The organism is Xenorhabdus sp. SGI246 (assembly GCF_040838225.1).
In the GTDB taxonomy this organism is placed as follows: domain Bacteria; phylum Pseudomonadota; class Gammaproteobacteria; order Enterobacterales; family Enterobacteriaceae; genus Xenorhabdus; species Xenorhabdus indica.
This window is the reverse complement of the sequence record NZ_JBFPEZ010000062.1, coordinates 52234-74571: the sequence shown is the minus strand read 5'-3', so window position 1 is coordinate 74571 and position 22338 is coordinate 52234. Positions and strand designations below refer to the sequence as shown.

The following is a 22338-nucleotide window of genomic DNA, read 5'->3' as shown; positions in this document are numbered from 1 at the left end:
AAGCCCCGTAACGCATTAAGAGCGCTAACAGCATAAACTCAGAAGAAAAAGCCGATTCGAAGAATAGACACAAATTGATTTGCTATTTATCCCATTAACTAATAATCAAGCGCGTTACACTATTAACCTCCAGCAGATACTGAATATTTTTGGCATCATGGTTTACCTCACTGGTGTCAGGTAATAGCGCGTAAGGTAAGAGTAAGAGAGATAAAAATGATTAAAATGCCTGCATTAAAATTTATCGGCTTGCTTACCTTTTTTCTCAACCTGTTTTTTGGTGGTTCTTTGGCATGGGGGAATGATTTACCTCGTTCAATTAATGATTATTTCAAGCAGATTCATCACGGCACGAACTATAAAGTTTCCGTAGACATCAAAACACCGGAACAACAATGGCCAACTTGTGAATCTCCTGAAATACATCCACCAATGGGCAATAAAAATTGGGGAAATATTTCGCTGCCGGTTAACTGTGGTCAGCAACGTCGTTTTATGCAAATCTACGTCAGTGTTATCGGTCCATACTTAGTTTCAAATCGTGCAATTCAACGTAATTCGGTACTGAGAGAAAAAGATTTTCAGGTCAAAACAGGCGCTTTAGACAAATTGCCAAACGATATCATTCATAACAAAAAGGTTACACTTAATGGTATTGCCATTCGCAACATACCTGCCGGGCAATTCATCACACGTAATATGCTCCGGCGTCCATGGGTGATTAAAGCCGGACAAAATGTTGTCATCACCGTAGATGGGCAAAATTTCCGGGTAAATTATGAAGGAAAAGCAATTAACAATGCTGCAAGTTTTGATAATATCCGTGTCCGCTTGGTTTCCGGACAGGTTATTACCGGAGAAGCTCAGGAAAATGGTAGTGTAAAAATGATGTTATGAATGGCTAAAGTTTTATGTTTCTACGCCGATATAACCATCAGACCATGATTTACAGGCATGCCAGCGGTATATCGCCTGCTACCTCTACCCAATAGAGTTAAGACAAATAAATAATGCCTGATTAAAGGATTACGATTATGAGTATTGAACGCACTCAACCTCTACTGGCTATTGCTGCTTTACAGCAACGCAATGCCAATGAAACTGCCCAGAGCACTCGCAAGATTGTGGCTGTTGCAGAAAAAAGCGCCGATACGCAAGTTAGACTGAGTGAGGCGCAGAAAAAACTGGTTCAGCCAAGTAGTCAAGATATTAATATCCAGAAAGTACAACAACTGAAAGAAGCGATTGCAAAGGGAACCTTGACCATGGACAGCGGTAAAATTGCTGATGCCCTGCTCAGAGAAGCCCTTGAAAACTGATTACTTAAAACGTATTACCTTAATAACAAGGAATATAAGCAATAAACCAGCAAAATCGTAAAGGCCATAAATGGAAGAACTTCAACTCTTGCTTGAACAGCAAAGTGCACGCTTACATTCGCTTTCGACAACGATAGCAGAAGAACAACGTATCCTGAGCGAAGGCTTTATTGAAGCGAATCAATTACATCGTGTCACAGAGCAAAAAACATTTTTGCTTTCGGCACTCGATCATGCTGAAAGAAAGCGCCAGCAATTAAATGAAACGCTGAAAGTGAATGCACCTTATGCTGACCATGAAATATTGGCTGTGTTGTGGGATCAAATCAGTCAATCGGTTGAACGAATTCGTAATTTAAATGCGCATAATGGATTTTTGTTGGATCAACATATTGAGTTAAATAGTCAGGCAATGGCTTTTTTGAAAAGCCATCACAGCCCTTCTCTTTATGGTGCTGATGGTCAGGCCCGTCATAATTCTGCTTTATCGGGCCATAAGATCAGTGTTTGATTATTCTCATGCTGCTTAAGCAGCAATCTTTACAGACCTCTTGGTATATCCGTAATAATAAGAGGTCTGTTTCTGTGTTGTTGTATTAAAACCCTATCTTTTTCAAAATCCCCTTATTTTTTAAAAGCCATAGAAATGCATGACCGAATTACAGGATATTATCTGAACATATATCACTATCAGTAAATTGGAAACATGCCCCTCAAATAAGATTTGGTTATAAAACCTGTTAATAATAATCAAAGAAATTACAATTATCATAATAACGAAAATTATCTATCCGTGATCCGACAATAACAAAGGTAAGATGAGAAAATTATTCGAGATAAAAGTAACAAACCCCGTTATTTTCAACGAGGTTTGTCAGAAACTTAAATCTATAGTTTTAACGAGAAGACTTTAATTCACGAAGCGATTTTAAATAATAAGGCTTTCCGGGATTATACAACGGCCCCATATCAATCGTTTCATGGTTAGATTTGGCAACATATCCCATGCCTTCTCTGGCTGCATTCGCTAACAGCCCGCAATCCTGATCGCCAGACCAGGAAAAAATCCCTCCTAATTGATGTTTGCTGACGTATTCTCCTTTTTGTTTCACTGTACGCGGCGTGTCCAATGAAATAAAATGCCCCTGCTTTTCACTGAACAAGAAATCGGCATCCGCGTTAGTGTCCGTCATCAATACAAATCCATTCTTTCCGGTGCTGAGTGTGTGTTCATTATCCAGGTAATTATTGACGATATCGAAAAATTCCGGTGCCCCCTTTTCCATTGTTCCTAACGCATCAGCAGGCATATCGTACCGGCGTGTTTCAAGATTGGCTCCTTTCCCTGCACGCCCATAGTTGGCATAACCTAAATTAATCCTGTTCAAGGGAATGCCCAATTCTTGATGCAGATATTGAATCGCTGCCTCGGCGGAAAGATCATATTCTCCGTTAGGATCAGGATCGTTGGGGGAATAAAGATTAGTGTGGTGACCAATATAACTCGCCCATCCTGTACCAAAAAAGTCGTAACTCATCAGGAAAATGTTGTCCAAGCCATTTTTCACTAGTTCAGCAATATTGGATTTCTCCAATTTTGCTTTTACCCCGCTACAGGCAATGGAAATTTCCTTACTGCCTATACCAAACCGATTATCCAGTGCTGTTCGTAACTCTTTAACCAAAAGGGCATAATTTTTACCATCATCTTCACTAATGTGGTTGTGTTCATCCCCCGCAGCCCCCGGATATTCCCAGTCAATATCCACACAACTGAACATCGGGAAACGCTCAAAAAAATCGACAACGCTACCAATGAAAACACTACGCTGATTTTCATCAGCCGCCATCACGGAGAAATAACTCGACAAGCTCCAGCCACCAATACTGAATGCCAGCTCCAGTTTATGGCCAGCCGCACGTGCACGCTTTTGGAGTTCCCGCAATCCCCCCAATAAACCAGCCGCTTTACTCTGGTTGTAATAGGGCAAAAACGTTCCTGGGTTAATTGCCGTGTTCTGACTTGTTTCTGGCAATCCCACGTTACGCGCTGTTCCTAGATCACCGTAAGGATCCAGTGGCACAATGTGACCTTCACTGATTTTCTGGTCAGTCTGGGAATTCCAGCCAGCCCATACTTCGTTCACTTTGTCTTTCTTAACACCAACATCACCACAAACACCTAAGAAACTGAAAATCAATTTGTCATAAGTGGTTGGATCAATGGTCGCTAAGTCAAATCCCCTGCCCCACTGGTTTGGATCTTTACTCTCTTCATCATCTTTATCAAGACGAACATCATATTGGGACCAATCTGTAATATAAGCAGAAAGTTTGGGCTTTGTCAGATCGCTTTCATACTGGTTATACATGGGCTTACAGACACGAGTAGCGGTATAAGATAAATATGAACCTGAGCCATCGGGTTTGTATCCGATTTGTTGATAACTGTCTTGCGTATATTCATCAAATTGCAGAATAGGGAATGGAATATTTTCTGTTGGCAATACCGTGCCATCCGTTGGATTGCCATGCTGTTTCATTTCATCTGCCGTTGCTGCACGTACATATTTCCAGGCATTGTGCGCTGAGCTTTCTTTGCCGGATTGACCGGGAACATGCCAGCGTTCAACCCAATAAGTGTTGGTATAAACATTACCATCAAAAATGACATTATAAACTTGCCCGCCTTCCTGCTGATTCCAGGCAGTTAATGGTTCACCAATAGCATCACTGATATCGGACATTGCTTTTGATGATGTATAAGTGTATTTGTTAGCCATTAAGAAACTCCCATCGTTTTCCTGTTCAGCCTCCTTTTCAGGAGGCTGGTTCATCATGAAATCATCTGTAACAAGCCAAGACCATACGGTTATGAATCCATTTTCGATTCTGCCAATAGCTTCTGGACGGCTTTACCAAACGCAGAAGAACCTGCTTTAGCCGTGTATCTGACGTGCAGAATGACATCGGTTAAGCTGTCAAGATTCTGAGTCTGGTTAGTAAAGGCGAATGTCCAGCTTGATTCGACGCCAGATCCTTCAAATGGTAAGAAGCGTTCATCATCAAAATTCAGTGTGAACATGCCGCTGTCATTCATACCACTGGACAAAGAGATCTGCTGGTTAGGATGAATGCTACGTACCCAATAGGGAGAATCAGCATTAAGGCCATTTTTCAGTACCTTTTCCATCACCTGAATATCAGCTTTTATCATGCGGGCATTAACGCCCAACGATAACTGCGCACAAATATCTTCATAAGGCCCCACCAGCATCGGAAGGGAAACTGAGACAGATTTAATTCGACGATGAGAAAGGTTGGGATAATCCTTTGCAAAATCGGCTTCTTGCAAGTTGAACGTGATTGCTGAATGTTGTTTCAGCGTTTCCAGATCCTTATCCCACATCTCTTTTCGAAGTTCTTTCAGGGAGATGGTCTTAGTAATTTCTTGCAAGCGTGAATTCTGTTCAATGTAGGTACGTTCCATTCTCTGTAATGCCAATTTCAGGGTTTCACCGGACATCAGCCCCTGATAAAAATCATTCCAACTGCTGCCTTCAATAAAGGTCTGCTCTGAATCCAGTTCATACTGCAATGAGGCTTCCGCGGAAAGACACAGCGATGAAACGGCATCATAAGCTTGCAAATATAAGTTTGATAGTTGGCTTATCATCCATGTGTACAGACTTTCATTAGTAAAACGACTGGAGAAATAATCCAACAATTCTAATGATTTTTGTTGTTCAGCTTCAATTTGTGCCAACCGTTTAGTCGCGGCCTCCATTTGCAGGTTTTGCACATTAATTTGTTGATCAATGGAGTTAACTTCCCATTCCGCCTGTTTGTACTGTACTTCCCATTCTTGACGACGACGGCGATATGATTCCGATACACTCAAACTGTCAGCTTTGATACTGTCAGACTGATGTTTGATCATAATGATTTCGGCAGCAGCATTTAATGCCGCCCCCCAACGTGATCCTCCTACCGCCAACCCATAAATATTGGGCAACATATCCAATGCCGCGGCGCCGGTACGCAATGTTTGCGCAGCCAGTAAAGAAGAAGCCGACTGAGCTTGAAGTTCAATTATCTGTTGTTCTGTTGGTGAGATATTTTCGTCATACAGTGATTTAAAATGTTCATATCGATCCTGTGCAGCTTTCTTACTGATTTGCAACGCTTCCAGGCTAGCCTGATTAATATTGATTTCCTGCTGTTGCAGATCTATTGAGAAGCGGTAAAGATCGCTGTTTTGCAGCATTTGGTATTTTTCAAAGCTCAGGCTTTCCTTACGTTCCAGCAAACTCAACAAGGTACTGCCGAACTGGATCAATGTATCAACGCCCCCTTTGGCCCGTGCCAGCATTGGTTCAAAACGGTAATTAGGAGGATTGAAATTCATTCGGCTGGCATTGCGTGCTGTCACGACACGCTGGTAACGCAGATTCATCAGACCTCGTGGAGAGATTTTTTCATCATATAACGCCAGATTAATCTCTTTACCATCCAACGTAAGGTTATGCCGCAAATTGTAAATCCGGTTTTCAAGACGATCCCAAAGCGCGGTCAGATCGCTGTTGATAGGTTTTATAAACAGATCATTGTCAATAGCACGGATAGTGTTGTCATGAACAACCGGAATAGGGGGCAACGGCTGGCTTTGCATCTCCAATTGGCGTAGTTCACTGTTATCGTATCGGTAAAGCGCATCTTCCAATGTTAATGGCTGCCAGTAGCTGGCTAATTGTACATCAGGGCGTCGGCCAAGCAGCGAACTGGCCGTGGCATAGCTCAGGCGGGCAATGGTTCTTGCCGTAGGCTGTAGTTTTCGGTACTCCATATCACCTTGATCAATGAGGTTTCTGACCAGGAAATAGAAAATCGCCTTGCGATAGTGGATCGGCTCGCCAGAAGCAATGGCATCAGGATCACTGGGCTGCATTAAACTGTAGGTCTCTTTGGGAGCATCAAGCAATGGACGGCTGTTCCAGTAACGCGGTTTTCCCTGTTTTAATGCAGGTTCATCTTCATTTTCATAAGGATCAAACAAGAACTTAATCCAGCGATTGGCTTCTTCAAAACGCTGTTCAACATTAAATCGCCATGCCACCAGAAACGGCATATGGAAGAACAATTCCCAGAAATAGATACCGTTCGCTCCTTCCAGATCAATCGGCACTGAACCGCCGCCAGAGATGGATTCTTCATGCAGGTTCTGGGTTTCCCAACTCAGTACCAGTTCCAGCTTTTTGCTTGCTTTACTAATGAGTTCTTTGGCAAACAACGTATTTAAGCGGATCTGTTTACCAGAATACCAAACGGGATTTAACTGATTGTCAGGGAATTGCAAATATTGAGTCTGTTTGCTCTGTTTGATCTGGAATTTTTCCCGCAGCAACTTACCGACACTCAATGTGACCTTAATTCTGCCACCGATATCTTTATCATTTTCTTTCGGTAAGCTGAAACCCGTAACAACAATGATATCTTTCAGGTCATCACTGTTACACCGTTTCACGCGAGCATGAAGCTCGATGTTCCCTTTTTCAAAGTCTTCTTTGGTCAGGGACTTATATTCAAGCCAGCATCGGTTACCATTTTTGTCCTGCAACCAGATGCAATACAAAATATTTTTACTCTTACTGAAATCGTATTTATAGGTAGAAGTAGACGTCAGATACATATCCAGCGTATCTTCCACATAAGCTGCACTGAGCTTGAAATTCTCCTTATTGCCCAATTCGCCCTCAAACACCTCCTCTCCCACAATTGGCCAATTTAGATTGTTATTAACAGGATAAAGAATAAGCTGATTGAATTCGTTCATTCCTCCATTCGACGGATCGCGGAAGAAAAACCAAACCAGCTTGTTGCCATAATCATCCTGGTCAGAGAGATGCGTCATTGAAGGAGGAAGATCGGAAGAAGCCATCAGCATATTGTCACAGATATAGCTGAATACTTCGTCATAATCATAAGACTTGTTCTTATCTTCACCATGCAGACGGGTAAAGGCCACCAGCGCCAAACGCTCTTCTTTTCCTGTCCGGTCAAGCACAGCGATCATTTTATCCATAGCATGTTTCAGTACTTCTTCGCGTACTGTTGTGCCACTGCTCCATGTACCATCGAACCCCAGATGCGCTATATTGAGCTTGGTTCGATAGCGAATTGTTGTGCTCTCCTTTTCATCTTTTTCTTCTGCAACCTCAAACCAGCCAATATAGAGGCGATTGTTCATAATCACCGGACGAACAATACCGTTGCGAGCATTTTCCAATGGCACACTGATGGGTTTCCACTCACTCCAGGCTGTCGGATACAGCTCATTGGTCGCCGTGTTGCGCTGTATCATATCCAGTGAGCGCCAGAAGTAACGATAAGGTTGGGTTCGCGTTCTGGCAATGAAATAGGTTTTATCGTTGGCAATGTCTGTACCATCTTCATAACCAGAAAGGACTTCCAGATTACTCACTTCTTCAAACTGATTCAGATAACCAAGAACCGCTTTTTGTGCCGCATCATCGGTCAGTTTTCCCTGATTTAATGCACTTTCCAGTTGAAAGAAAAATTCCGTTTTCGTCAGACGCAAAGTTGGATCAACATAAATTTCGGGGTATAGCCTGAGTTGCTGATTGGCTGACCAATAACCATAACGGTTGGCAAACTCCTGCCAATCGGCGATCTCTTCCTGAGTCATGGCAAGGCCCGGCTCCAAATTGAGCATAATGCGATTAATATACTGTTGCACCGATTGAGTAATATAGGACAAACGTGAAGTGGTCACTTTTGAAGAAACTTGTGTATCCAACAACAGATAATCATAAAGATCATCAACATTTTTGATTTTCTCACGATCGCGCTGGAAATCTGTCCCTTTGGGAACAATTTGCCCAAGATAATAATCGACCAGAGCATCACGCAAATCTTCTTGTAATTTTGCTTCAATGGAATTAGACATTCTCAATATCTCCTTGCGCTTTTAAGGCCGCCATAACCGCTTCACCAACACTCTGGTAAAGGTTGAAATCAGTGCTGATTGTTAATTCGCTGGCATCCCATAAGGTTTTCACTGACAAGTTTGTATGGGTTGCAAGTTGCTGCAATCTGCGTAACCAGTCGATATGGAGTAGATTTTGTGCCTGAGGAGGAGTTAATGCTCGCAAAGTACAAGCCAAATAGATTTCATTGGCATCCCATCCCAAAATATCTGCAAGAATATCTGCACAGGTTTCACTGTGATCATCAATGCCATTTCTGGTTGTTTTTCTATTGGGTTGTGACCGATTAGATTGTGACTGACTGGTATGATCCTCATTCGCATAAGCGAAATAATCATACAACTTGTCTTCGTTCTGGTTGGCGCTGTTCACTAAATCTTGATAACGAGTCAAAGAATATATTTCATCCAATGACAATGAGTTTGAGGTTTTGTTATTTGACACACCAAGCCATTCTGGTTTTGTCAGGCGCAGTAATAGTAAGTTTTTATTGATTTTTAATGTGTTAATGATTTGAGTATAAATAAGCAGGCTATAGGTTAAATCGGTAAATTGGCTACTGAGATCTGCTGAGGTTTCCGGTACTCCCGTCAGGATCATGTTCAAAACTTGATAAACATTACGGCCTGACCAGCGAAGCTGTAAGGGAACCAGGCTCTTTTCCACACCATATTCTGCTGCAATTGCGCTGGATAGCAAATTATCCTGTGCATTTTTAGCCTGAATCAAAAGTTGGGCTACGATATTAATGGCATTATCCGAAACCGCTTCCTCTTCAGTAAACAATGCCCTAACCTTCTCCCTGATTTGATTTTCCTCTGTTTTGTTCCACTCTGGTGGAATATCTAATACCAATCCTTGCTGATTAAGTAGCCCATGTTCCCCTGTCAGTAATCCCCACCCGTCGATTCCAGCCAGCTCTGGACGGATAAAATCTGCCGATGATAAAAGTACGTTTTCAGATAATCCGGCAGCAATACCTTTAAAGAAAGTAACCATGCTATCAGTAGGTACAACAGATAATACTGTTTTACCTAGCATCAGGGAAAGTTTTGCTGCCGTAATTTTGCTTTTCACCAACCAGGCACTCATAATCTCCATTTTCATGATGAAGATAAGAAGATTGTTCTGTTCCGCGTTGTTGGCAGAAGTATTCGTCAGAGGGAAAACAGGCGGCTTAGCCAGATAACCGTGGTCATTTGTCAGAATATCAGCAAGAATCAATCCATCTTCTGTGGAAAGACCAAAGGTGCGAGGAATACTAACTAAACGGTACAGACTTGAGACAACTTCAAGATTACGTTTTAATTTTCCTGGCATCGCAGACTGTATTGGCGTATGCACATTTTCAACAAGCGGTGCGATCAGTTGGAACGTCACCGAAGAAATACCTAATCCTGCACAAAGTTGTTTGATTGTTTTGGCATCATCCCCTTGAGTTGCCAAGTAATTGAATTCTGTATTATCCAGTACTAACGGTTGATCAAACAGTTTTGTCTGATTGAAGAGCTGGTCAAAAAATGGCACGTTATCGCTGATTGAAAATGGGGTTACCTGATATAGCCAACTGGCAAACATTTCCGCTGTCACTTTGTATTGAACATTAAGATGCCGGAATAGGCCTAATGATTTCAATACATTATCCGTAATTCTCATGTCCAGATTATTTGTTTCAGCTTTTATGCCGGAAGCCAGCAAGAGATCAAGCTGGTGGTAAGGCAAATCAAACCAACGTTGTAAACGGATAAAACGATTTAACCTGTCATAACGGAATTGTGATACGGCCTTGATTTCACGTCCATCATCCGTTCGGATAATTTCCAGCGCATCACGCTGCCCGGCATTGATATAAACACCACCATAATGATAAGGAGCGGGAAAAGCCGCCGAAGTTTGTTCACTACTGAAAATTGTGTTAGAGAAGTGAACATGTGGGGAAACAATTGGCCGATATTTGCCACTGCTAAACAAATTTTCAAGTTCTGTAACTTTGGTATTAGTTTGATCACCAAAGACCGTCACTTTCTTAAGCTGGACACTTTGCTCTTCTGACAAGCCATAATTATTTTCGAAAAAATCATTGGCTTGTGGTGATAATTCGAAGGATGGTGTACCAGACTTAGCAATCGCTAGCCGATAGCTCATAGCCCGAAATACGACTCCATCTATTTGATCAACAACTTGTCCAATTTGTTGATGATTTTCTGCTGGATGATTTTCTGCTGGAATAGCGGCGTAAATGGTCATATTGGCAAAATATGGCCCTTCATCCAGGTTACCGATATCAGGGTTATCACTTTCCAGATAGGTCAGTTTTAACTGTCGGCTGAAAGGTGGAGAATTATCAAACGGCACCATTCTTGCCTTGATACGATAGTAAGTTAAAACGTTTTCTGCCCGCAGTTTAATTGTGATGGTTTTACCTGCTTGATTTTTACAGGTGATAGAAATGCTGTCATAAGCATTGGGAGAATTTTCAACTAATTTCGTTGGCCCGTTTATTCCTTCCTCTTGGGCAACAATATAAGCGTGCCGTGAAATATCTTTTTCAGGCACCAGCTCTGTAGTACTGCCACTGTAGTAAGACTTCATCAATTGGTCACGTGACAGTAAATTTTCAGAAAAATGAGCAGGTTCAGTTAATATCCCAATTTGTTCATTGCTCAATTGTGTATAGGCCAGCAAAATCTGATGGTTTTTTGCGGTTCCTGTACTCCACGGGAATTGTGTATCTACTTGCTGGATCACGCCACCTAATTCAGTGTTATTTTCTGCTAACCCTCTATTGATTTGTTGAGTGGCTAAATTATAGGGCAACGTAAAGGGGAAGCGGGTTTCTCCCAATACCTGATTAACGGGTTTAGTGGCTTCTCCTGTCTGGTCAATATATTTTCTGGCACTTTCAGATAGCACATCATTTACGATATTCAGGGCGCGCACCTCTTTGTAAAGTGCCTCACTATCCAACATCAGTTGTGAGATATCTTCCCGTCTTGTTGCCAGTACTCTTGCCTGATTAGTGCCATCGACTTCGATTTGCTGAACAAATTTATAAAGATCAAGTAAGTAATTTGCTGGACTATCAAGGGATTCAATGGCATCTGGCTGACAAAAATTATCCCACGGTTCCGGGAACAGGCTACTATAGTCAGGGAGTTTTCCAACTTGTTCGCCAGCATCCTGATACTCTGTGCCTGAAATTCGCAATGACGCTTTTTCTCTATCATGTTGCCTGAGTGAATTTTGTCGATAATGCTGAACCAATTGGTTAGCCATACTCACCGCTTTATCAAAGATAATCTCAGCATGACCGGCCAATGATTCATTATGGCGTTTAATAAAACGCTGCTTTGATACACTGACAATATCGAAAATAGAGTGATAGCCTAAATTTTTAAGTGCATCAACCAATGAAAATGTCGTGGACGAATATTCTTCTTGTGGAGAGGTGATTTTTTTTGTTATCGCTAAATTAGATAAAGGTATCTCTGCCGCCACCGCTAATAATGGTGAAACTTTTTTCATATTCTGCGGTTCGTCAGAATAATCATGGTTCTTACTCATTTTTATTATCCCATTTCAGTGATTCGGTCATATTCAGCAAAAAGTTATTAATTAAATAACCCTCTGAACGTGATTTTAAGAATTAAACACAATCCTTGCATTGTGGCTCTTTGGGTTTATCGTAAGAAGGGAGATTATTATCATCAAAATAAAATGGTGACATATCAATAACCTGATGCTTAACGTTACGTCCCAAACCTTCGTGAGCTGCGTTGGTTAATAAGCCATTATCCTGATCACCAGACCAAATAAATAAGCCACCTAATCCTTTTTCTTTGACATAACGGGCTTTTTCTCTGACAGAACGTGGCGTGTCCAATGACATAAAGACTTGCAGCTTTTCGTTATAAAGGTAATCTGCTTGTGCTATTTCATCATGGATAATTTCATAGCCATTACGGCCTGTACCATTTTCGAAATCAACATAGTTATAAATAACGTCTGTCCACTCAATAACAGCGGATTCGAAACTGCCTACAACATTACCGCTTCCGGTATAAGTGCCTTGCAATGGACTTTGACTACTAATAGTCGTACCTTTCGCATTACGTGTATAACCCGCATAACCGATAAAAATATTTTTCGGATCAACCTTATGTTTATTAATTAAATGCTGGACAGCATCATCAACGGAATATTTGGAATACGTATCGTCTTTATCACGATACAGGTTGGTATGGTGAGAAAGTTGACCATCACCTAAAGTAAAAAAGTCATAAGTCATCAAATTAATACCAGTAACTCCTGCTGCCATTAATTCAGAAACATGGGCATCATCAATTTTTTTCGGATCGCCGGAAGCCGCAATACTAATTCCTTTTAAATTGGCAATATTGGCAGCCTTTATTTCTTCAATCAGTTTTTTATAATAAATATAATCATCTTTATCAAACTGATTTCCCATTCCCGCAGAACCGGGATATTCCCAGTCAATATCAATATGATTGAACATCGGGAAACGATTGAAGAGATCTTTCAGCCCTTCAACAAACTGCTTACGGTGAGTATTATTGCGGCAGATATCATAAAAAGCGCCACTCATTGACCAGCCACCAATACTGACGGAAATTTCCAGATTGGGGTCGGCTTTTTGCAGTTCACGAAAGCCACCCAGTAACCCTTTGGCTTTGTCCTGATTATATATCGTTGGATAGGGATCAAAAGCGCCACTTTCAAAACCGCAGTTAAAGTATGCACTGGCATCTGCCCACGGATCGATTGGGATCGGCCAACCCATGTATTTTTCGGGAATATTCTCTTTATCTGAAACCAATCCCCAGTCTGCGGCAGCCGATAAAATAGTCTCCCCTTTTGGCCCTTTATCACCAATGATGCCAACAAAGCTGAATATCAGTTTCTTAAAGGGGCTACCATTGGTTGCATCACCTTTAATACGAGTTAAATCCGCTCCGCGACCCCCCTGATTTTTTAATACTTCATCTGAAGGTGTTGGTACTACCGCTCTGCCATCGTATTGTGCCCAATCAGTAAAATAACACGCGATACTAAAATCATCGTTATCTTCATAAGTGTTATACACTGTCTTAGCCATACGAGTAGAGGTGTAGGTCAAGATATCCGTGCTCTTGGCGGGATCATAATCGTTGAGGTCATAGGTTTTTTGCGTTGCTTCTTTACCATAACCTTTAAGAGCACCTTCATGTTGATATCCAGGATCAACACTATACACGAGATGACTTTCTGTATTCTTTTCAGTTTTATCCATTTTATACCTCATTATTATTACATTGCTGCTAATAAATAGAAGATCCTTTATGTCATTTGAATATTAAAAATAGTTAATTTGAATCCAGATTAAGAATATTCTTGCTAAAAAATATGTTTATCAACCGTACTACAAATTAAATACGCCTGTCTAGCTTCCAAATTTAATATCATTATTAATATTAAATTACTTTTATACTATTTACAGTCTATTTTATTAGAGTCTTAATTTTCTTAATGTAATATTCTCTTATTGATATACAAGGGATATTTTTCATTTTAAAATTGCTGCATTATAAATTAATGTAAATATCGAATAAGAGGAAGTGAATTATATTTAATGATATACAGCCAGAGGCGATGCATATCAAAATTAATTACTATTTTTGTATGTACTATATAAATATTGAAAGAGATATATTTTTTAAACAACCAGTTCAGATATTATTTAGAAGATGTCAATATAGGATATGCCAGAATGACCTCTTTCATTAAAGAGAGAATTAAAATGCTATTTTGAGTTAGTTCCAAATAAAATAAAAAAACAGCTTTAATGCTTGCATTCACATAATAAGGTGATCACCGTAGTGATCACCTTATTATTTATTATTACTCAGAAGACTTCACTGCCAGTATTATTCTGGCCAGTACTATCTTGTACCACCAATCGTCGCTGTCATTCTTATCTGACGGTTATCGGTAATTTCAAGATTGGAAAGTACAACTAATCGGGGCAGTACACGGCGCAGAAAACGAGACAATAATGGACGCAGTGCGTGGTTGACCAACAACACAGGTGGTGCACCGAGCATTTCCTGACGCTCTAAGGCTTCTGCTGCCTGACGTTCCAGACTTTCAGCCAGCCCCGGCTCCAGTCCACCACCGCCCTGCAATGCCTGAAGCAGAATACGTTCAAGGTTCGCATCCAAACCAATCACTTTAATTTCATCCGCGCCAGGGAACCATTGTTGAGCAATCGCCCGGCCAAGTGCAATACGGATAACGGCAGTCAGTTCATAAGGATCAGTTTGTACCGGTGCATGTTCAGCCAGTGTTTCAATAATAGTGCGCATATCACGGATCGGCACTTGCTCCGCCAACAGGTTTTGCAGAACTTTATGTAACGTGGTCAAGCTGACGACACCAGGAATAAAGTCTTCTGTCAGTTTCGGCATTTCCTGACTGACACGCTCAAACAGTTGCTGTGCTTCCTGTCTGCCAAATAGTTCACTGGAATGCTGTGACAACAAATGGTTCAGATGAGTTGCCACAACGGTACTCGCCGCTACGACAGTATAACCCTGCACCTGTGCCTGTTCCCTTAAACTGTCATCAATCCAGACAGCCGGCAATCCGAAAGCTGGATCTTTGGTCAGATCACCCTGCAATTCTCCTACCGCACCGCCCGGATTAATCGCCAGCCAACGTCCCGGATGGGCTTCACCACGGCCAATCTCTACTCCTTTCATCATGATACGGTAGCTGGCTGGTGCTAATTCAAGGTTGTCACGAATATGAACAACAGGGGGTAAATAGCCCACTTCTTGCGCAAATTTTTTACGAATACCACTAATACGCCCAAGCAGCTCACCATTCTGACGAAAATCTACCATCGGGATTAACCGATAACCGACTTCCATTCCCAATGGATCTTCCAGTTGTACATCAGACCATGAAGCTTCTGCGGTTTGCTGTTGTTCTTCTACTGCTTTCAGCTCTTCATGTTGTACCATAAGCGGATCTTTATCCTTACGAAGCAGGAAGTATCCTATTCCCGCCAATGCCGCGGTAAACAACAGGAAAACAAAATTAGGCATTCCCGGCACTAAACCAAGCAAGCCCAACACACCGGCACTCAACATCATAACTTTGGGGTTGTTGAAAAGCTGGGTCACCATTTGCTGGCCGACATCTTCATCGGTCGCGACACGGGTCACGATAACACCCGCTGCTGTAGAGATAATCAATGCGGGTAATTGAGCAACCAGACCATCACCGATGGTCAGCAATGTGTAGGCTTCTGCCGCATCATTCAAACTCAGCCCATGTTGAGCAACACCGACGATCAAACCTCCAACAATGTTAATCACCAGGATCATCAACCCGGCAATGGCATCGCCACGCACAAATTTACTCGCACCATCCATCGAACCATAGAAGTCCGCTTCTTGTGTGACTTCAGCGCGTCGTTTCTTGGCTTCATCTTCACCTATCAATCCGGCATTCAAATCAGCATCAATTGCCATCTGTTTACCGGGCATCCCATCCAGTACAAAACGTGCACCGACTTCAGCGATACGTCCTGCACCTTTGGTGATAACCATAAAGTTAATCAGGATCAAGATAACGAAGACAACGATACCAATGGCAAAATTACCCCCGACAAGAAAGTGACCGAAAGCTTCTACGACTTGCCCTGCCGCTGCCGATCCTGTATGCCCTTCCATCAGAATGATACGCGTTGATGCGACATTCAGTGACAAACGTAACAATGTTGAAAACAGCAAGATCGTCGGAAAAGCGGCAAAATCCAGCGTCCGACGAGTAAACATCGCTACCAGCAAAACCATGATGGAAAGTGCGATATTAAAAGTGAACAGTAGATCAAGCAGAAATGGGGGTAACGGCAGTACCATCATCGACAAGATCATGAGAATGAGTACAGGCCCCGCAAGCATTTGCCATTGGGGGCCTTTTATATTTCCTGGTAAACGATTCCCCGATAAACGGAACAATGAGGCCAGATTAGCCATGACGATTATTCTCTCCAGCAAAATCCAGTGCTGGCGGCACTGGCAGATTTTCAGGTGTTTTTGGTTTCAGGCCACCTTCCCGTTTCCAACGTTTCAATTGGTAAACCCAGGCAAGCACTTCAGCAACGGCAGCATAGAGTGCCGCCGGAATAAAGCCGCCCACTTCAGCATGGCGAAACAATGCTCGCGCTAATGGTGGGGCTTCCAATAGTGGAATGCGATTTTCCGCGCCAATTTCTTTAATACGCAAAGCGATGAGTCCCGCTCCTTTCGCCAATACTTTAGGCGCACTCATTTTTTTACTGTCATACTGTAAAGCAACGGCATAGTGAGTCGGGTTAGTGACAATAACATCCGCTTTTGGCACATCCGCCATCATTCGCTTACGCGCAGCAGCACGCTGTTGTTGGCGAATCCGCGCCTTTACATGTGGATCCCCTTCTTGTTCCTTAAATTCATCCTTGATCTCCTGACGGGTCATTTTCAGTTTTTTCAGATGGCTGCGGATCTGATAAAACACATCAAACGCCACCATCGGTATTAACATAAACAAGACAACGTAGCCTGCAAAAATCAACATCAGCATGGCATCACTTAATGCCACCAAAGGTGTTTGGGTCGTCAGATTCAGCATGGCAGGCCAATTTGCCCAGATAAACAGGGCGGCTCCCCCTCCTACCATTGATGCTTTCAAGATAGCCTTGAACAGTTCCGCCAATGCGTTCATGGAGAAAATTTTCTTCAGACCAGCAACTGGATCCAGTTTGGTCAGATCAAATTTGATGGATTTTGAGCTGAATATCAGCCCTCCCATCAATGCTGGCGCACTTAAGGCAATCAGGATCAGGCCAACAAACACAGGTAACAGTGCCCAGACTGCCTGTTTTAATAAACGGCCAACCTGCTGTACCATCTGCTTATCATTACTGACCATGTTATGGTCAAAGTTGAATCCCTCGAATACCATCAATGAAAGCTCATGCGTGATCGACTGTCCGCTCATCCAAAGCAGACTAACACCTCCTGCTAACATCAGGATAGAAGTGAGTTCCTTTGAACGTGCTATCTGCCCCTCTTTACGTGCTTTTTCCCGTTTATGAGGCGTGGGTTCTTCGGTTTTTTCGAGATCGCTATCTTCAGCCACGGTTTTCCTTGGTGAGCATTCGTTATTACATGCAGGAAATTTGCCCTCAACAAGCCTTAGCGCCTTAGCAAAGAGCAAATAAAATTGTGCTAAGCATGACAAAAGCCAGGAAATTCAATGGCAGGAACACGGCAAAATTTGCGGGGATATTTGCGGCATTATACCCGATGGTTTTCAAGATACCGCAACGTGAAAACAACGGGTATATGAGATTTATGCTTTACCGGAGGTATAATGCCGTCTTCGCGTAATCCAACAATCCGTGCGTTCAGGCTGATAACGCCCCGCTTGAGATATGGAAACTATTCCCAATTATATTGGCTTAATAATTATTAATCTGTTTTCATTGCGGTATTAATCTCAACACGACTTGCCTTAATCTCAATGCTATCCGCATTAACATCATGAATATGGTCTTTCGTCAGGCGATACACAACCGGACTTAACAGCGCAATCGCAATTAAGTTAGGGATAGCCATCATGGCATTGAGTGTATCTGCCAGTAACCAGACAAAGTTCAGTGATTGGGTCGCACCAATCGGTAACGCAATGATCCAAATAATACGGAAAGGAATAATGGCTTTTGTTCCCAGTAAATACTGAATACATTTTTCACCATAGAAGCTCCAGCCTAAGATGGTCGTAAAAGCAAAGATTGCCAGTGCGATTGCAACAACGTAGTGACCTCCCGGAATAACTGACGAGAAAGCCGTTGCTGTTAATGTTGCTCCTGTCTGACCTGTTAACCAACCGCCAGTAATAACAATGGTCAACCCGGTAATAGAACATACCACAATGGTGTCAATGAACGTCCCCAACATGGCAATTAAGCCCTGACGGATCGGATTTTGGGTTTTCGCTGTGGCGTGAGCAATAGGAGCACTTCCCATCCCTGCTTCGTTAGAAAATACACCTCTGGCAATACCAAAACGAATTGCAGCCCAGACTGCTGCTCCAGCAAATCCCCCTTGCGCTGCAACAGGAGTGAAAGCAGATTTGATAATCAAGGCAAACGCATCTGGAATAGCACTCACATTGAGTCCTAAAACGACCATACCTGCGCCCAGATAACCTACAGTCATAACAGGCACCAGTTTACCTGCAACATCAGAAATCCGTTTGATACCACCAATTAATACCGCACCAACCAGAAGAACCAGTGCCGCAGCCGTTATGGTTTTATCAACACCGAAGCTACTTTGCAGTACTTCAGAAACTGAGTTGGCTTGTACCGTATTACCAATGCCAAAGCCAGCTATACTGCCGAAGAAAGCAAATAATGTTCCCAACCATACCCATTTTTTCCCTAATCCATTTTTAATATAGTACATGGGGCCACCAACATAGTTACCGTTCTTATCTGTTTCACGATAACGTACTGCCAGCACAGCTTCGGAATATTTAGTTGCCATTCCCACCAATGCAGTCATCCACATCCAGAACAATGCACCCGGTCCCCCCATAACAATCGCCGTTGCGACCCCTGCTATATTTCCTGTGCCTATCGTTGCGGACAGTGCGGTCATTAATGCATTAAAAGGGGAAATTTGCCCTTCACCACGTTGTGTATTTTTTTGAAAGAGTAATTTGAACCCTGTACCTAGCTTGCGTATCGGCAAGAAAGACAGGCGGATCTGCATGAAAATACCTATACCCAGAAGGCCAATAAGCATTGGTACTCCCCATACAACCCCGTTCATTGCACCTAACCATTGTGTGATCAGTTCCATATATATCCTCGGAATCATACGTAACAAACTGGTAACAAAAATGTTTCAATTAAATAAAAGATGATTTTGAGGAAATAAGCGAGAACTAATTAGGACTTGTTGGTAAGAAAACTTAATACTGTGAGTATGATCACTAACTCTAGTAATATCTTAATAGTTTTGTTTACAGCAAATCTTCATAAATTAAAAAACTAAAAAATAAAGACCATTAAGCAAATTTTTATCGCGTAATCTGGCAAATTTTGGGTTTTTTATAACAAAAAAATAGGTATTATTCCCTAACAAATAGTTTCTAATGTAATTAAAGGATTATCCATGGCAAGAATTGGTTATATCCGAGTGTCAACAAATGACCAAAATAGTGATTTACAAAGAAATGCATTGATCAGCATTAACTGCGAAATGATTTTTGAAGACAAAATCAGTGGGAAAACCGCCAATCGCCCAGGATTAAAACGTGCGTTAAAGCATCTTAAATCTGGTGATACGCTCGTTGTATGGAAGCTGGATCGTTTGGGGCGCAGTGTAAAAAATCTGGTGACACTCATTTCAGAATTGCATGAACGAGGAATTCATTTTCAAAGTCTGACTGACAGTATCGATACCAGCACAGCTATGGGAAGGTTTTTCTTTCATGTAATGAGTGCATTGGCGGAAATGGAACGTGAATTGATTGTTGAAAGAACTAACGCAGGTTTAGCCGCAGCACGGGAACAGGGACGAATTGGTGGGCGGCCTGTCAGATTTACCGCAGAAGACCAGCAACAAGCCGCCAGATTGCTAAGTAAAGGCCACAGCAGAAAACAACTTTCAATTATTTATAATGTGTCGCTGTCAACCATTTATAAATATTTACCTGCGAATTTAACCGTTAGCCTTGCCTCTTCAGAGTAGGATGCTGTTCCCAATTATCTATTTTTGCAAAAAATCTTTGATAACCTTTACCCACTCTGCCGGATTTTCCATCTGTACCGCATGACCACTCTTCACTTCCGTGTACAAGCTGTTTTTTATACTTTTATGGACTTCACGTGCCAGATAGGGCGGAATTAGTGTATCGTGACTTAATCCAATAATTAATGTGTCTTTATTTATCCGGGAAAGGTAATTTTTGATGTTTATCGATAATCCTAAAGCTATCCGTCTGTTTGCCCCTCTTTCTGACGGTCTGGTACAAATTTGATGGAGCGTTTCCTTCCCCAAAGATGAAATAAATTCAGGGCTGAGAACATGGGAAAGTCCAAAAGCAGTTGCTAAAGTTTGATCGCTGTTTTCCAATTTTAACCAGGTCGTAAACATCAACTGGAAATAAGGATCATCATTTGTAGCCCACGGCGCCGTTAATACCAGTCTATTCACCAACTGAGGATAAGTCGCTGCAACCACTGAGGCAACAACCGCGCCTAAAGATATACCCACTAAATCAACAGGGGTATCACTGCTGTCATTAATAGCTGCTGCTACCTGTTCCACAAGGTACTCGACAGTCAATATCTCTGATGGCAACCCAGAATTCCCACACCCGGCATAATCAGGAATAATAACTGTCCGGTCACCATTAAATGCCGTTCTTATCCCTCCAAAGCTACTATTGCCATTGCTATTCGTACCATGGAGAAACATCACCGGATTTTGGTGATTTTCATTAAAATCTTTACGGTAAGAAACAAATGAATCTGCCAAATAGATGACTTTTTCAATCGACTGCACTGTGTTTTCCTTTTATAGGATCTGAATGATGAAGTTGTTTTATACATCAAATCAACCAGTAACACTGTGCTCTAACCGAAAATCCAGCAATTTTGCATAATTGGAAACTTTGAAAATAACGTTTGGGCAGCCGCCTGACTCGCCCAAACATCAAATATATTTAAGAATAAATGTTGTTCGTTAAAGTATTATCACTCGTTATCAAAAACCTAAACTATCCAGTAAATCATCAACCTGTTCCTGGTTGGCAATGACGCCAACCCCATTCTGGTTAACCTGAGGGCCATTAAGAAGACTTTCGTTCTCTTTTTTAGTTTTGGCCACCTGATCAGCAGGCATATTTTCCATTAATACCATGACCAGTTGTTTTTCCAGTTCCTGAATGACTTCCATCATCCGTTTAATGACCTGCCCGGTGAGATCCTGAAAATCTTGAGCCATCATGATCTCAAGCAATTGAGCATTGGTGAAGGCAGCATGTTCTGGCACGAGTTTGAGATAATCTCTCGTATCCGTTACCAAAGAGCGAGCATCAGCCAGCTCTAAATTAGTTGGGTTCGCAAACCATTCATCCCAACGCAGGGTTAAGGATTTTGCAGAGGTTTCCAATTCATTCTGGCGAGGTTGAGCTACTTCAACGCAGTTCAGCACTCTTTCAGCCGCCTGTGCTGTCATCTGGACAACGTAATTCAATCGCTCCCTCGCATCAGGGATCGCCTCAGCCGCCTGAGCAATGGTTCGATCCAATCCCAGTTCACGCAGACTATCGCGCAGCATTCTTGTTAACTGCCCGATTCGACTGATTATTTCACTGGTTGTAACCGCCTCATCTCTCGGCATGACTGGATTTTCACTCATTTTGTCTCCTTAAAGCCCCAATTTTTCAAATATCTTATTGAGCTTTTCTTCCAAAATTGCCGCAGTAAATGGTTTCACAACATAACCACTGGCTCCAGCCTGTGCTGCGGCAATGATGTTTTCTTTTTTTGCCTCTGCCGTCACCATCAGAACTGGCAAAGCAGCCAATTTTTCGTCACTGCGAATTGTTTTTAACAATTCGAGACCATCAATGTTAGGCATGTTCCAGTCAGAAATAACAAAATCAAATTCGGCTGCACGAAGTTTTGCCAACGCTTCTGCTCCATCCAGTGCTTCATCAACATTGTTAAAACCCAGTTCTTTCAGCAAATTACGCACTATTCGACGCATGGTTGAAAAGTCATCAACCACCAGAAATTTTAGATCCTTACTTGCCATAAAAACTCCTTGAAATTTTATTCATCCAGCAGCATCGTGCTGTAAAAGTTAACCACAATATTCCCTTTATCTTTCAAGGTGCGGCTTTGCTGACTGTGCTGCAACTTGAAATATATCGGGTATAACAAC

General features: G+C 42.1%; 14 protein-coding genes. 4 read left to right on the top strand and 10 right to left on the bottom strand.

Annotated features, from left to right (window positions below):
* Window positions 1-216: 216 nt before the first annotated feature.
* From flgA to ABLA85_RS14465, 3 genes are all read left to right on the top strand, one after another.
* Window positions 217-897, top strand: a complete 681-nt coding sequence (flgA, locus tag ABLA85_RS14475) for a flagellar basal body P-ring formation chaperone FlgA (protein ID WP_367965107.1) — start codon at window positions 217-219, stop codon at window positions 895-897.
* A 137-nt stretch (window positions 898-1034) separates the two neighbouring features.
* Window positions 1035-1319, top strand: a complete 285-nt coding sequence (gene flgM, locus ABLA85_RS14470) for a flagellar biosynthesis anti-sigma factor FlgM (protein WP_367965106.1) — start codon at window positions 1035-1037, stop codon at window positions 1317-1319.
* 70 nt (window positions 1320-1389) lie between these two features.
* Entirely contained in the window at window positions 1390-1830 is a 441-nt protein-coding gene (locus ABLA85_RS14465; protein WP_367965105.1) for a flagella synthesis protein FlgN, read from the top strand.
* Between the two features lie 385 nt (window positions 1831-2215).
* Here ABLA85_RS14465 and ABLA85_RS14460 read toward each other — a convergent pair whose 3' ends face one another.
* The 7 genes from ABLA85_RS14460 to ABLA85_RS14430 all read right to left on the bottom strand — a co-directional run bounded on the left by ABLA85_RS14460 (window position 2216) and on the right by ABLA85_RS14430 (window position 19242).
* Complete coding sequence (locus ABLA85_RS14460) at window positions 2216-4159, bottom strand: glycosyl hydrolase family 18 protein (protein ID WP_367965104.1); 1944 nt, start codon at window positions 4157-4159, stop codon at window positions 2216-2218.
* A 32-nt stretch (window positions 4160-4191) separates the two neighbouring features.
* Window positions 4192-8286: a neuraminidase-like domain-containing protein gene (locus tag ABLA85_RS14455; protein WP_367965103.1), complete on the bottom strand. Its 4095-nt coding sequence runs from the start codon at window positions 8284-8286 to the stop codon at window positions 4192-4194.
* Entirely contained in the window at window positions 8279-11890 is a 3612-nt protein-coding gene (locus ABLA85_RS14450; RefSeq protein WP_367965102.1) for a Tc toxin subunit A, read from the bottom strand. The genes ABLA85_RS14455 and ABLA85_RS14450 overlap by 8 nt, the downstream gene beginning before the upstream one ends.
* Window positions 11891-11972: 82 nt before the next feature.
* Complete coding sequence (locus ABLA85_RS14445; protein WP_367965101.1) at window positions 11973-13616, bottom strand: glycosyl hydrolase family 18 protein; 1644 nt, start codon at window positions 13614-13616, stop codon at window positions 11973-11975.
* 649 nt (window positions 13617-14265) lie between these two features.
* Entirely contained in the window at window positions 14266-16368 is a 2103-nt protein-coding gene (gene flhA, locus ABLA85_RS14440; RefSeq protein ID WP_367965100.1) for a flagellar biosynthesis protein FlhA, read from the bottom strand.
* Window positions 16361-17512 (bottom strand): flagellar biosynthesis protein FlhB, encoded by a 1152-nt coding sequence (gene flhB, locus ABLA85_RS14435; protein WP_367965099.1) that lies wholly within the window; start codon window positions 17510-17512, stop codon window positions 16361-16363. The genes flhA and flhB overlap by 8 nt, the downstream gene beginning before the upstream one ends.
* Before the next feature lie 332 nt (window positions 17513-17844).
* The gene (locus tag ABLA85_RS14430; RefSeq protein ID WP_367965098.1) at window positions 17845-19242 is read right to left on the bottom strand and encodes an alanine/glycine:cation symporter family protein; all 1398 of its coding nucleotides are present in this window, start codon (window positions 19240-19242) and stop codon (window positions 17845-17847) included.
* A gap of 315 nt (window positions 19243-19557) precedes the next feature.
* Here ABLA85_RS14430 and ABLA85_RS14425 point away from each other — a divergent pair, with 315 nt between their 5' ends.
* The gene (locus ABLA85_RS14425) at window positions 19558-20136 is read left to right on the top strand and encodes a recombinase family protein (RefSeq protein ID WP_367965097.1); all 579 of its coding nucleotides are present in this window, start codon (window positions 19558-19560) and stop codon (window positions 20134-20136) included.
* Window positions 20137-20154: 18 nt separating this feature from the next.
* On the opposite strand, the gene ABLA85_RS14420 is transcribed toward ABLA85_RS14425, so the two are convergent.
* From ABLA85_RS14420 to cheY, 3 genes are all read right to left on the bottom strand, one after another.
* Window positions 20155-20952: an alpha/beta fold hydrolase gene (locus tag ABLA85_RS14420; protein WP_367965096.1), complete on the bottom strand. Its 798-nt coding sequence runs from the start codon at window positions 20950-20952 to the stop codon at window positions 20155-20157.
* Between the two features lie 201 nt (window positions 20953-21153).
* On the bottom strand, window positions 21154-21810 hold the full coding sequence (gene cheZ, locus ABLA85_RS14415; RefSeq protein ID WP_367965095.1) for a protein phosphatase CheZ: 657 nt from the start codon (window positions 21808-21810) through the stop codon (window positions 21154-21156).
* Window positions 21811-21819: 9 nt separating this feature from the next.
* A complete protein-coding gene (cheY, locus tag ABLA85_RS14410) occupies window positions 21820-22209 on the bottom strand; it encodes a chemotaxis response regulator CheY (protein WP_367965094.1) in 390 nt (129 codons plus the stop codon).
* Window positions 22210-22338 lie beyond the last annotated feature (129 nt).